Source organism: Sandarakinorhabdus sp. FBCC-B8862 (assembly GCF_059745315.1).
Genome location: NZ_CM185574.1, coordinates 970,281 through 982,784, shown reverse-complemented (window position 1 = coordinate 982,784; position 12,504 = coordinate 970,281). Strand labels below are relative to the sequence as shown.

Below are 12,504 nucleotides of genomic sequence, written 5' to 3'. Positions count from 1 at the left end.
TGACGCATGGCCAGCAACCCCCTCATCAGCTTTGGCGCCGGCTCCGGGCTCGACAGCCGGGCGATTGTCGACAGCCTGGTGAGCGCCGAGCGGACCAACCGCACCCGGCCGGTGACGCGGCGGGTGGAGGCGCTGACGGCGCGCATCTCGGCGCTGGGTCAGCTGCAATCGGCGCTGACCGGCATTGCCACCTCGCTCGACACCAGGGTGCGCAGCGGCGAGCTGGGTCTGCAACTGGCCAGCAGCGATGGTGCCGTGGCCGTTGAGCGGCTTGGCAACGGGCCGCCATCGCCGTTGGTGAACGGGCTCAATGTCACCCGCTTGGCCGCCGGGCAGCGGCTGAACAGCGCCGCCTTCACCAGCGCCAATGATCCGGTTGGGCTGGGCACGCTCACCTTCATTGCCGGGCGGCGCACGCCCGATGGCAATGGCGGCTTCAGCTTTGCCGCCGGGGCGCGGCCATCGGTGAATGTCACCATCACCGCCCAGAACAACAGCCTGGCTGGCCTTGCCCGCGCCATCAACGACAGCGCCGCCGGGGTGACGGCCAGCATCGTCGCATCGGCCGGCAGCGCCACGCTGGTGCTGCGCGGGGCCGAAGGGGCTGAAAACGCCTTCATCATCAGCGCCGCGCCCAGTGGCGGCCCGCCCGGACTGGAGCGGTTCAACCACACGCCCGGCGCCGCGACCATGGCGCTGGGGGAGGCGGCGCGCGATGCCGAGCTGGTGATCGATGGCGTCGCCGTCACCCGCCCGGCCAACCGCATCGATGATCTGGTGCCCGGCGCCCGCCTCACGCTGCGGCGGGAGAATGCCAGCGCTGTCGTCAGCGCGTCCCGCGATGGCACGGCGCTGTCAGGGGCGCTGGCGGATTTTGTCGGCACGCTGCAGGCGATGCGCCAGTTGATCGGCGATTTCCGCAAGCCGGCGCAAGGCGGAGAGGCGCCCGGCCCGCTGGCCACCGATGCCACCGCCCGCAGCATCGATCAGCAACTGGTGCGGCTAGTCACCACCCCGATTGCCGAGGCAAATGGCCTGCGCCTGTCTGATCTGGGCGTCAGCGTGCTGCGCGACGGCACGATTTCGGTGGATGCCGCCCGGCTGGCCAATCTGCCGCCGACCCGGCTGGGCGATGCCGAAGCGCTGCTGCGCGAGGTGGCCGGCCCGGCCCGGGCTGACCGGCCGAACCGCCTGCAGAGCATCGCCGCCAACGTGGGCACCGCCACCACCGGCCTCACCCGACAGCGCGATGGCGCCAATGCCGAGCTGGCCCGCATCGACACACGGGTGGAGCAGATGCGCCAGGTGCTGACCCGCCAGTTCGCCGCGATGGACACGGCCGTTGGCCAATCCCGCGCCGCCGCCCAGCAGCTGACCCAGCTGATGGACCTGTGGACGGCCGACGCCCGCCGTTGATTCGTCTGTCAAGGAGCCTGTCGTTGCCGGCCTGTTTTGACACAATTGACGAATCTTGCGGGATTCAGCGTTGATTTCACCCGCAAATCGACAGTGGCCAGCATCAACAGCATGACAGGTTTCGCCGGTGCAGGACAGTCAGGCCGCGCGGGCGTCAATCTCCAGCCGGCGCATCTTTTCGATCAGCGTCGTGCGCTGCAGGCGCAGCAACCGGGCGGTGTGGCTGATGGTGCCGCCGGTCTGTTCCAGCGCGGCGCGGATATAGGCGCGTTCCAGATCGGCGAGCAGCTGTTTCAGATCCACGCCATCCGGCCCGAGCATCTGGGGCTGATCGGCCGGCAGCGGATCGGCCAGCGTTGGCACGGCGGCCACGCCGGGGCTGCGCAACAGCCGGTCCAGCCCGTCGCGGCCGATCACCTCGCCGCCATGGTGCACGCAGGCGCGTTCGACGAAGTTGCGCAGCTCGCGCACATTGCCCGGCCAGGGCCAGGCCGACAGCGCATCCAGCGCCGCCGTGGTGAAGCGCACCGGATTGGCCTGCTGGCGCAGGAAATGCTGCACCAGCGCCGGCACATCCTCGGCATGATCGGCTAGCGCCGGCATGGCGATGTGGATGACATCCAGCCGATAGAGAAGATCGGTGCGGAAGCGGCCGGCCGCTGTCGCCGCAGCCAGATCGACACTGGTGGCGGCGATCACCCGCACATCCAGGCTGATCGGCAGCATGCCGCCCACCCGTTCGACCTGCCGGGTTTCCAGCGCGCGCAACAGCTTTGCCTGCATGGCCAGCGGCATGTCGCCCACTTCATCAAGGAACAGCGTGCCGCCATTGGCCGCCTCGAACCGGCCGGCGCGGGCGCGGATGGCGCCGGTGAAGGCGCCCTGCTCATGGCCAAAAAGTTCGGATTCCAGCAGCTCGGCCGGCACGGCGGCACAGTTCAGCGCCACGAAGGGGCGGGGCACGCGGCGGCTGCGCTGGTGCAGCAACTGGGCAACAACATCCTTGCCGCTGCCGGACGGTCCGGTGATCAGCACCGAAGCATTGGCATCGGCAATCTTAAGAATTTCGTCCCGTATCAGCGAAATTGATTTGCTGTTTCCCACCAACTCGGCCAGATGCTCTGGCCGATCCTCCCGTTGGCTTGGCGAAAAACGCTTGGTCTCCCTGCGCATAGCCCACCCCGTTAACACTTGAACAACAAACACCATGACGCTGGCCTGTTCCTCTCAGACTGCGCCACGCGGCCTTTAACCATGATCATCATGCTGCCGATACTGGCGATTGCTTCCAATCTGACCAATATGTAATTGGCTCCACCCCATGGTTCCCCCCCAATCCGGAGCGGTCATGAACGATTGTCGCATCCTGTCGCTTGATGAAGCCCTGCCCGAAGCCGGCCCCGGCTGGCGGCGGGTGGCCGGCGACGCCGATGTGGTGCTGATTCCGGGCGATCTGGCGGCGGCCGAATCAACGGTGCGCGGCCTGATGCTGCCGGTGATCCTGCGCGTGGCGGCCGATATGCCGGCGCTGCCGCACTGGCTTGATCTGGCCGATGCGCTGTTGCTGCCAGGCGATGATGATCAGCGGCTGGCCATGCTGGCGCGCGGGCTGCTGGCCGGTGCCCCGGCCGGCGTCGCCGAACTGTCGGACACGGCGCAGAATATCGCGGCGCTGGGGCAGGAGGCGCAACGCATCGCCGACCGGCTCGCCCAGATAGCCTTGGCCGCCGACAGCAGCGAAACCCCGATCAACGCCGCGCTGGTGCGCAAGCTGATCCGGCTGCGGCGTGACCGTGACCGGCATCTGCCCGCCGAACTGTTCGGCGATCCGGCGTGGGACATGCTGCTGGATCTGACCGCGGCGCGGATGGAACAGGTGGATGTGCCGGTGTCCAGCCTGTGCCTCGCTGCCGCCGTGCCCACCACCACGGCGCTGCGCTGGGTGCGCAGCCTGTCGGAAGCCGGGCTGTTCGTGCGGCGCACCGATCCCGCCGATGCCCGCCGGGCGTTCATCACCCTGTCAGAGCCGGCATTTCAGGCGATGACGGCCTGGCTCAGGCGCTTTGCCGGGCAGTTCCAGCTGCGCTGATCAGGCCGCGGTGGCCGGCTTCAAATCAGCGTCGCCGGTGCCGCTGGGCGGCGGCGCGACGGCCGTGCCCAATTCGCTGATGTCCACCAGGAAATCCAGCACCGGTGCCAGGCTGCGGTCGGGCGCCTCTTCCATCGGGATATGGCCGATTCCATCCAGGATGGCGACGCGGCTGTTCGGGATCTGGCGGTTGAACCAGGCGGCGACCGAAACCGGGATCAGCCTGTCTTCCCGGCCCCACAGGATCAGCGTCGGCACCTTGAGGCCGGGCAGCTTCGCGGCAGCGCCATCATCGCCCTGATACTGGCCAAAGCGCTGCACCGTGGCGCGGCGGTTGCCGGGATAGAGCAGCAGTTCCCAATAACGGTCCACCATCGCCGGGGTGGCGATGGCCTGGTTGGAGATGGACTGTTTGAAGCTCTTCTCGATCAGGCTGCGCGGGGTGACGGTGGCCAGGATATCGCGCGCCACCGGCACGCGCGCCAGGCGGAAGCCCAGCGGCGGGGAGAAGCCCTTGGGCTGTGGCTGGCCGCTGGCATCCACCAGGATCAGGCCGCGCAGCCGTTCCGGATGGGCCAGGGCATAGCGCCAGGCGACACCGCCGCCCATCGAATTGCCCCCCAGAACAAAGTCCTGCAGGCCCAGTCGGTCGACGAGTTGCTCGACAATGCCGACATAGGCCGCGCTGGTGTAAAGCCCCTGCGGGGTGGGGCCCGACAGGCCATGGGCCGGCAGATCAAGGCTGACCACGCGGATGTTGCGGGCCGTCAGCCGCTTCACCCACGGCTCCCACGTGTGCAGCGAGGCGTTGCTGCCGTGGATCAGCACGATGGTCAGCCCGTCGCGCGGGCCTTCGTCGCGCACATGGATGGTGGTGCCGGGCGACAGTTCGACGAACTGGCTGGCGCTGTTGGCATATTTGGCCTTGAGCGTGGCCACCGGAATGTCGGGCGTGGCAAAGATGGCCCAGGCGACGGCGATCAGGCCGGCCACCACGGCGAGGCCATAGCCCAATCCCCGCCACCAGTTGCGCCGCTTGCCGCCCGCCATCAGATCGCCTCGATCCGCACGGGCAGGCCATCCTTGGGTTTGGGGATCGGGAACATGCGGAAATCGCTTTCCACGTCACCCAATGGCTTGTCGGCCACGATGCGATGGCCTTCCAGCAGGGCGAAGAAGAACATCTTCACCTGCATATAGGCGAAATGCTGGCCAAGGCACATATGGGCGCCGCCGCCGAACGGCACCCAGGCATATTTGTGGCGGCCCCGGCTGTTTTCCGGCGTGAAGCGGGTGGGATCGAAATGTTCCGGGTTCGGCCAATATTCCGGCAGGCGGTGGCTGATCATCTGGTTGATGCCCACATGCGCGCCGGCCGGCACGACATGGTTCTGGAAGACGAAGCTCTTCACCGCCCGGCGCGGCATCGAAGGCACCGGCGGGATCAGCCGCAGCGCCTCCTTGAACACCATGTCGGTCACCTCCATCTCGCCCAGCGTCTCGTAACTCAGCGCGCCGTGGCGGGCGCGGATGCCGGCGATCTCCTCGCGCAATTTGTCCTGCCATTCCGGATATTTGGCCAGGCACCACACGATGCTGGTGATCGATGATGTGGTGGTGTCGTGCGCCGCCATCATCAGGAAATTCATGTGATCGATGATGTCCTGCTCTGTGAGCAGCTGGTCATTCTCGTCGCGGGCGTTGCACACCTGGGTGAAAATGTCGTTGGCCACCGTCCCGCGCCGCTTGGGGATTTCGCGGGCGAAATATTGGCTCATGAAGGCCCGGCCATCGACGCCGCGCTTCATGGCGGTGAAGGGCAGCGGCTTGCGCACCACGCCGACCGAGGCGGCGACCATGTCGCAAAAGGCCTTGTTGATCTTGTCGGCCTCGCCGCCCCACGGCACGCCCAAAAAGCTGGTGGCCGCCAGATCGAGGGTGAGGGCCTTGATCACCGGGTAGAATTTGAAGCTCTGCTGGCGCGGCCATTTCTTCAGGCCGCGGGTGATGCCATCATCCAGCTGGGCGAAATAATGGCGCATCGGTTCGGTCTTGAAGGCGACCGACAGGGTCTTCCGGTGGATGCGATGCTCTTCGAAATCCATCAGCATCAGGCCGCGGGGGAACAGCAGTTCCAACACCGGGTTCCAGCCCAGTTCGCTGGAAAAAATCTTGTCCTTGTTGAACAGCACCATCTCGTTGGCTTCGGGGCCGATCATCGACACGCCCCAGCCGCCGAAATCCTGGCGGCGGAAGATATGGCCATATTGTTCGACCAGCTCGCGGCTGCGGCCCAGCGGATTGGCCAGAAACTTCAGCGTGCGCAGCATCTTGAAGCGCGCCGGCTCCATGCCGGGGATATGCTTGATCTCCTCGAAGCCGGGTTCGGGCAGGTCGGCGGGAATGAACTCGCTCTTGGAAATCGGGGCATTCATGGGTTGCAGCCTCTCCCTTGGTGCGGAGTGGTGATACGCAGTTGCCGGCGCGGGGGCAATGCTGCCGGTGTCGCGGATCAGTTTGCAGCGGCGGGGATGGCGACATTCATTCCCCTTTCCCGCAGCATCGCGCCCGTCTAACAGCGAATGCGTGACGCCTGATTTCGATCTCATCCTGGCGGGCGGCGGTCTCGCCAACGGCCTGATTGCCCTGCGCCTGGCGCAGCTGCGCCCTGAATTGCGTGTGGCCATCGTCGAATCCGGCGCATCGATCGGCGGCGATCACACCTGGTCGTCGTTCGGGCTGGACATCAACGAAGAACAGCGCCGCTGGACCCAGCCGCTGTTTGCCCACCGCTGGGATTGTTACTCGGTGCGCTTCCCGCGCCATCATCGCACGCTGGATGTCGGCTATGGCACCAGCAACAGCGAACGGCTGGCCGCCGCCGTCGCCGCCGCGCTGCCGCCCGGCCACATCATCACCAACGTGCCGGTGGTCGCAATGTCGCCCACCAGCGTGACGCTGGCCGATCAGCGGGTGCTGCACTGCAACGCCGTGATCGATGGCCGCGGCCAGAAGAAGACCGACGCGCTCGATCTCAGGTGGCAGAAATTCCTGGGGCAGGAAGTGGAACTGGCCGAGGATCATGGGCTGAAGGGCCCGATCATCATGGATGCCACCATCCCCCAGGCCGATGGCTACCGCTTTGTCTACACGCTGCCCTATGGCCCGCGCCATGTGCTGATCGAGGACACTTATTACAGCGATGGCCGCGACATGGCGCCCGATCTGCTGCGCCGCCACATCGCCGATTATGCCGCCCAGCAGGGCTGGACGATCAGACAAGTGATCCGCGAGGAAACCGGCATCCTGCCGCTGGCGGTGGGCGGCAGCATCACCAAATTCCTCGATGAAGGCGTGCCCGGTGTGGCGCGGGTGGGCCTGGCCGCCGGTCTGTTCCACCCGGTGACCGGCTACAGCTTCCCCGATGCCGTGCGCATGGCCGACATGATCGCGGCGCTGCCGGCCTTTGATGCCGCGACCATCCACCGCGCCACCCGCGACCATGCGATGCGTGTGTGGAACAGCCGCGGCATGTATCGGGTGCTCAATCGCATGCTGTTCCTGGCCGCACATGACGAGGAACGGCGCACGATCCTGGAGCGTTTCTATGAACACCCGGATGATCTGGTCGGCCGGCTCTATGCCGCTGATCTGAAACTGAATGACTGGCGGCGGATCTTTTCCGGCCGTCCGCCCATCCCGCCCTTGAGGGCGGTGGGCACCGTGCTCAAATATGGATTGGGATTGAAATGACGACTGCTGCAGTGATTGGTTCCGGTTTTGGTGGTCTGGCGCTCGCCATCCGCCTGCAATCGGCCGGCATCCAGACCACCCTGATCGAGGCCCGCGACAAGCCGGGCGGCCGTGCCTATGTGTTTGAAGATGATGGCTTCAAGTTCGATGCCGGCCCCACCGTCATCACCGATCCCACCTGTCTGGAGGAATTGTTCGAACTGTCCGGCCGCAAGCTGTCCGACTATGTCGAACTGATCAACGTCACGCCTTTCTATCGCCTGCTGTGGGAAGATGGCTCGGTGTTCGATTATTCGAACGACGAGGAAGCCCTTTTCAAGCAGATCGAGGCGTTCAATCCCAAGGATGTCGCCGGCTATCGGAAGTTTCTGGAATTCTCGGACAATGTGTTCCGCGAAGGCTATCAGAAGCTGGGCCACGAAGCCTTCCTCGATTTCAAGTCGATGCTGAAGGCAGCGCCGCAGCTCATGCGCTATGAGGCGTTCCGTTCGGTCTATGCCATGGTCGCCCGCCATATCGAGGATGACCGGCTGCGCCAGGCCTTCAGCTTCCACACGCTGCTGGTTGGCGGCAATCCGTTCAAGACCAGCTCGGTCTATGCCCTCATCCACGCGCTCGAAAAGAAGTGGGGCGTGTGGTTCCCGCGCGGCGGCACCCACGCGCTGGTGCGCGGGATGGTCAAGCTGTTCGAGGATCTGGGCGGCACCACCCGCATCGGCAGCAAGGTCGAAGCCATCATGGCCGACAGCGGCCGGGTCACTGGCGTGCGCTGCGCCGATGGCTGGTCGGGCCGCTTTGATGCGGTCGTCTCCAATGGCGATGTCGTCAACACCTACAAGGAACTGCTCGGCGCCCATCCGCGTGGCGCCGAAATGGCCGGCAAGATGATGCGGCGCAGCTTCTCGCCGTCGCTGTTTGTCACCTATTTCGGCCTGAAGGGCGAACGGCCGGATGTGAAGCATCACACCATCCTGTTCGGCCATCGCTACAAGGGCCTGCTCGACGAGATCTACAAGGGCGGCGACAAGCTGGCCGAGGATTTCTCGCTCTATCTCCACCACCCGACCGCGACCGATCCGGCCATGGCCCCTCCCGGTCACAGCGCCTTCTATGTGCTGTCGCCGGTGCCGCACCTCGGCAAGCTCGACATTGATTGGGAAAAGGAAGCGCCGCGTTACGCCTCGTCCATCCTCGACGCGCTGGAGCGCCGCTGCATCCCCAACCTGCGCCGCGATCTGGTAACGATGCGGACCTGGACGCCGAAGGATTTCGAAACCACCCTCTTCGCCCACCAGGGCAGCGCCTTCAGCCTCGAACCGGTGCTGTGGCAGTCCGCCTATTTCCGCACCCACAACCGCGATGATGTGCTGACCAACCTCTATTTCGTTGGCGCCGGCACCCACCCCGGCGCCGGCATCCCCGGCGTGGTCGGCAGCGCCAAGGCGACCGGCAAACTGATGATCGAGGATCTGCTGGCGAAGAAGGCGGCCTGACCGCCTTCGCCATTCAGCCCGCTTGCGCGACAAGGCGCAGGCGGGCAGGAAGCATCCCGTGTCTGATGTTCTCGCCAATGCCCGCGACGCCATCGCGCGCGGCTCCAAAAGCTTCGCGCTGGCCAGCCGGCTGTTCGATGCGCCGACGCGCGATCGCGCCATGCTGCTCTATGCCTGGTGCCGCCACACCGATGATGTGATCGATGGCCAGGTGCTGGGCGAAGGGCGCAACGATGACCGCCGCCCGCCCGCCGAACGGCTGGCCGAGGTGCATTGGGAAACCGAACGCGCCCTGGCCGGCAACCCCACGCCCGGCACCCCCTATGAGGCGCTGGCCATGGTGGTGCGCGACACCGGCATGCCCGCCCGCTACCCGCGCGATCTCATCCACGGCTTTCGCATCGACATGGAGGAACGGCCGTTCCTCACCTTCGATGACACGCTGACCTATTGCTATCATGTCGCCGGCTGCGTGGGCGTGATGATGGCGATCGTGATGGGCGTGAAGCCGGATGATCGCCCGGTGCTGGATCGCGCCTGCGACCTGGGCATGAGCTTCCAATTGAACAACATCGCCCGCGACGTGATCGAGGATGCGATGAACAGCCGCCGCTATATCCCCGATGACTGGCTGGCCAGCGTTGGGCTGGATGGCGACAGCTTTGCCTTCCCGCCCTATCGCCGCCAGCTGGCGCGGCTGGTCGCCCGGCTGGTGTTCAAGGCCGAGGAATATGAGGAATCGGCCCGCTTCGGCACCTCCGCGCTCGGCAACCGCGCCGCCTGGGCCGTGTTGGCGGCGGCCCGCATCTATGGCGGCATCGGCCGCAAGGTGCGCGCCCTGGAAGAAGCCGGGCTGGAAACCCGCGTGTCCACCACCAAGGCGGAAAAGGCCCGCGCCGTGGCGGCAGCCTTTGGCGAAATGTTGGTCCGGAAACAGCGCTGGCCGATGCCGGGGCCTTCACGGGATGGCCTGTGGACGATGCCGGATTGAAATCCTCTGTCATGCTGGCGAAGGCCAGCATCCATTGCGCCGCTTTGGCTCGATCACCGATAGATGCTGGCCTTCGCCAGCATGACAGCAAACGAACCTTTACCGCGCCCAATGCTCCGCATTGTCGATCATCCCCATCTCGGCCTTCATCTTCGCACTTGCGCGAATCCGCCCGCGCCCATCGGCTTCCAGCTGCGCCTTCAGCTTGCGGATCGGCGGGGCCCAGATGAAGCCGAAGCTCACAGTGCCTTGCCTAGTTTCCACCACGTGATGCAGCCGGTGCGCCTGGACCACGCGCTTCATATAACCCCATTGCGGGTTCCAGCTGTGCTTCACGCGGCGATGCACCAGCACGTCGTGCAGGCCAAAATAGATGGCGCCATAGGCGGTGATGCCAGCCCCGATGGCGGTGATCATGTGCAGCCCATAGTGCGTGCCGATCATCAACAGGATCATCGACGGGATGGCCCCGGCCACGCCGAACCAGTCGTTCTTTTCAAAGGCGCCGGTGCGCGGCTCGTGATGGCTCTTGTGCAGGCTCCACAGGAAGCCGTGCATCACATATTTGTGGGAGACGATGGCCACCACCTCCATGATCGCCACGACGATGAGGGCGATGATGATGCCCTGCCACCAGGTCACATCAGTAAGCACGGGATAGCGGGTGGACAGCGAGGCCAGAGTATCGAGCATGGGTTCATCCTATAGCCAGCCACCGCGCGATATGCATTAGGGGACTTGCCGCACCCCCATCAAAAGAGGCCCAAATCCCGTGACTGCCCGCACCGCTCTGCTGCCCCTGATCGCGCTGCCCTTGCTGCTCAGCGCCTGCGCCACCCCGGCCCAGCGCATCACGAAAAATCTCACCGAACTCGGCGTCTCCCCACGCCAGGCCCAGTGCATGGGCGACCGGCTGGGCCAGCGCCTGTCGGTGGGCCAGCTGCTGCGCCTGCAGGAGCTGACCAACACCCGCATGGAAAAGCTGCAGCGCATGTCCATCCGCCAGATCGCCGACAAGCTGACCGACGAGAAGGACCCTGGCCTGGTCGCCGAATTCCTGCGCGCCGGCATCGGCTGCGCCTTTTGATATCCGGGCCAGCCCTTAGGTAGCTGCCCCGATTCCCCTGCTGCCCCGTTTCGCCACTATGGCAGGCGGGAGAGCAGCCATGGTGTTCGGGAAAAGTTGCAACCAGTGCGCCGTGCGCGATGCCGCGCTGTGCGGCGTGCTGACTGATGCCGCGCTGGCACCGATGGCCGCCCACGGCACCCAGCGCAGCCTGGCGCGCGGCGAAACCCTGATCCGCGCCGGCGATCCGGCCCGCCTGTGCGCCAATATCCAGCGCGGCCTGATGAAGATCAGCCACATCAACCCGGCCGGGCACGAGGTGATCGTGGGCCTGTTGTGGCCGGGCGATTTTGTCGGCACGCCGTTTCTGGATGGCGGCCCGGCCACCCATGATGTGGTGGCCCTGAGTGCGGTGTCGCTGTGCGTGTTCCCGCAAACCACCATCGAGCGCACGATGGCCGATCATCCCGCGATGGAACGGCAATTGCTGTCGCGCACGCTGGCCGAACTGGGCCAGGTGCGGCGCAGCCTGTCGCGGCTGGCCCGCGCCACGGCGCTGGCGCGGGTGGCCGGCTTCATTGCCGAAACCGCGCAGCGCCGGCCGGCCGCCGCGGTTGAACCCCATGTCATCGAACTGCCGCTCAGCCGGGGCGAGATGGCGGATCTGCTGGGCCTGACCATCGAAACCGTCAGCCGCCAGATGACCCGGCTGAAAACCGCCGGGGTGATCGGTCTGCCCGGCGGCCGCCAGGTGATGATCCAGGATCCGGATGCGCTGGCCGAAGCCGCCGACGAATTGATGTGAAGGGGAGGGATGGGACAATGACAACGATTCTTGTGCATATCGAAGGGGATGAAGGTCAGGCCTCGCGGCTGGCGGCGGCCTTTGATCTGGCGCGGGCCACAGGCGGGCATCTCGTCTGCCTGTCGGTGCTGCCCTATGCCGCCTATGCGCTGGGCGATCCGGCCATGGGCGCGTTTCCGGTCACCACCCTCATCGACGCGGTGGAGGCCCGGCGCGGCGAGGAACGCGCCGCCGTCGAAGCCCGGCTGCGCAGCGAGGGGCTGAGCTGGGAATGGCAATCCGGCGATGGCGACAGCGCTGACCGGCTGGTCGAACATGCCCGCCTGGCCGATGTGGTGGTGATGAGCGCCGGCCCCTATGGCCGCGCCGCTGCCCTGAAAATGGGCCTGGCTGGCGATGTCGCGGTGCGGGCGCCGGCGCCGGTGCTGGCCGTGCCGGAAGCGGCCACCCGCTTTGATGTCGCCGGCCCGGCGCTGGTCTGCTGGGATGGCAGCCAGGAAGCCGCACGCACCCTGCGCCAGGCCATCGGGCTTCTGAAACTGGCCAGCGGCGTCACCCTGCTCACCGTGTCGGAAAAGGACAGCCCGTTCACCGGCCGTGTCGCCGCCGCCTTCCTGTCGCGCCATGGCGTGGCGGCCGATGTGGTGGAACGTGATGCCGGCGCCGCCAGCGTGGAGCAGGTGATCCGCAGCGTCGCGGCCGAACGCCAGGCCAGCTGGCTGGTACAGGGCGCCTATGGCCACAGCCGGGTGCGCGAAATGCTGTTCGGCGGCGTCACGCGCGGCCTGCTGTCCGATGCGCCGCTGCCGATCCTGATGGGCCATTGATCTGGATCAAGGCGGCCGGCGCTAACGGCATGGCAGCGTGTGCAGACCGTTGAACCGGCCAGCA

Annotated in this window: 12 protein-coding genes; 8 read left to right on the top strand and 4 right to left on the bottom strand. The window is 66.1% G+C overall.

Annotated features, from left to right (window positions below; translation table 11 throughout):
• Window positions 1-6: 6 nt before the first annotated feature.
• Window positions 7-1,416 carry a flagellar filament capping protein FliD gene (gene fliD, locus AC6BOR_RS04670; RefSeq protein WP_498060032.1) on the top strand — a complete coding sequence of 470 codons (1,410 nt, stop codon included), beginning with the start codon at window positions 7-9 and terminating at the stop codon, window positions 1,414-1,416.
• Between the two features lie 138 nt (window positions 1,417-1,554).
• On the opposite strand, the gene AC6BOR_RS04665 is transcribed toward fliD, so the two are convergent.
• On the bottom strand, window positions 1,555-2,589 hold the full coding sequence (locus AC6BOR_RS04665) for a sigma-54 interaction domain-containing protein (RefSeq protein ID WP_498060031.1): 1,035 nt from the start codon (window positions 2,587-2,589) through the stop codon (window positions 1,555-1,557).
• A gap of 175 nt (window positions 2,590-2,764) precedes the next feature.
• On the opposite strand from AC6BOR_RS04665, the gene AC6BOR_RS04660 reads away from it, so the two are divergent.
• Window positions 2,765-3,505, top strand: coding sequence for a hypothetical protein (locus AC6BOR_RS04660; RefSeq protein ID WP_498060030.1), 741 nt, complete (start codon window positions 2,765-2,767; stop codon window positions 3,503-3,505).
• Here the strand turns inward: AC6BOR_RS04660 and AC6BOR_RS04655 are convergent, their stop codons facing one another.
• Both AC6BOR_RS04655 and AC6BOR_RS04650 read right to left on the bottom strand, forming a co-directional pair.
• Window positions 3,506-4,555 (bottom strand): alpha/beta fold hydrolase, encoded by a 1,050-nt coding sequence (locus AC6BOR_RS04655; protein ID WP_498060029.1) that lies wholly within the window; start codon window positions 4,553-4,555, stop codon window positions 3,506-3,508.
• Complete coding sequence (locus tag AC6BOR_RS04650; RefSeq protein ID WP_498060028.1) at window positions 4,555-5,940, bottom strand: cytochrome P450; 1,386 nt, start codon at window positions 5,938-5,940, stop codon at window positions 4,555-4,557. The genes AC6BOR_RS04655 and AC6BOR_RS04650 overlap by 1 nt, the downstream gene beginning before the upstream one ends.
• A 151-nt stretch (window positions 5,941-6,091) precedes the next feature.
• Here AC6BOR_RS04650 and crtY point away from each other — a divergent pair, with 151 nt between their 5' ends.
• Genes crtY through AC6BOR_RS04635 form a run of 3 tightly spaced genes read left to right on the top strand, consistent with a single transcriptional unit; the run spans window position 6,092 to window position 9,742 of the window.
• Window positions 6,092-7,258, top strand: a complete 1,167-nt coding sequence (gene crtY, locus AC6BOR_RS04645; protein WP_498060027.1) for a lycopene beta-cyclase CrtY — start codon at window positions 6,092-6,094, stop codon at window positions 7,256-7,258.
• The gene (locus AC6BOR_RS04640) at window positions 7,255-8,751 is read left to right on the top strand and encodes a phytoene desaturase (protein ID WP_498060026.1); all 1,497 of its coding nucleotides are present in this window, start codon (window positions 7,255-7,257) and stop codon (window positions 8,749-8,751) included. Before crtY ends, AC6BOR_RS04640 begins: the two co-directional genes overlap by 4 nt.
• A gap of 58 nt (window positions 8,752-8,809) precedes the next feature.
• Window positions 8,810-9,742 carry a phytoene/squalene synthase family protein gene (locus tag AC6BOR_RS04635; RefSeq protein ID WP_498060025.1) on the top strand — a complete coding sequence of 311 codons (933 nt, stop codon included), beginning with the start codon at window positions 8,810-8,812 and terminating at the stop codon, window positions 9,740-9,742.
• Between the two features lie 99 nt (window positions 9,743-9,841).
• On the opposite strand, the gene AC6BOR_RS04630 is transcribed toward AC6BOR_RS04635, so the two are convergent.
• Window positions 9,842-10,435, bottom strand: coding sequence for a sterol desaturase family protein (locus AC6BOR_RS04630; protein WP_498060024.1), 594 nt, complete (start codon window positions 10,433-10,435; stop codon window positions 9,842-9,844).
• Between the two features lie 79 nt (window positions 10,436-10,514).
• Between AC6BOR_RS04630 and AC6BOR_RS04625 the strand changes: the two genes are divergently transcribed.
• The 3 genes from AC6BOR_RS04625 (at window position 10,515) to AC6BOR_RS04615 (ending at window position 12,440) form a co-directional block, all read left to right on the top strand.
• Window positions 10,515-10,829 carry a hypothetical protein gene (locus AC6BOR_RS04625; RefSeq protein ID WP_498060023.1) on the top strand — a complete coding sequence of 105 codons (315 nt, stop codon included), beginning with the start codon at window positions 10,515-10,517 and terminating at the stop codon, window positions 10,827-10,829.
• A gap of 79 nt (window positions 10,830-10,908) precedes the next feature.
• A complete protein-coding gene (locus AC6BOR_RS04620; RefSeq protein ID WP_498060022.1) occupies window positions 10,909-11,613 on the top strand; it encodes a Crp/Fnr family transcriptional regulator in 705 nt (234 codons plus the stop codon).
• 17 nt (window positions 11,614-11,630) lie between these two features.
• Window positions 11,631-12,440: a universal stress protein gene (locus tag AC6BOR_RS04615; protein ID WP_498060021.1), complete on the top strand. Its 810-nt coding sequence runs from the start codon at window positions 11,631-11,633 to the stop codon at window positions 12,438-12,440.
• The last annotated feature ends 64 nt before the right edge of the window (window positions 12,441-12,504 follow it).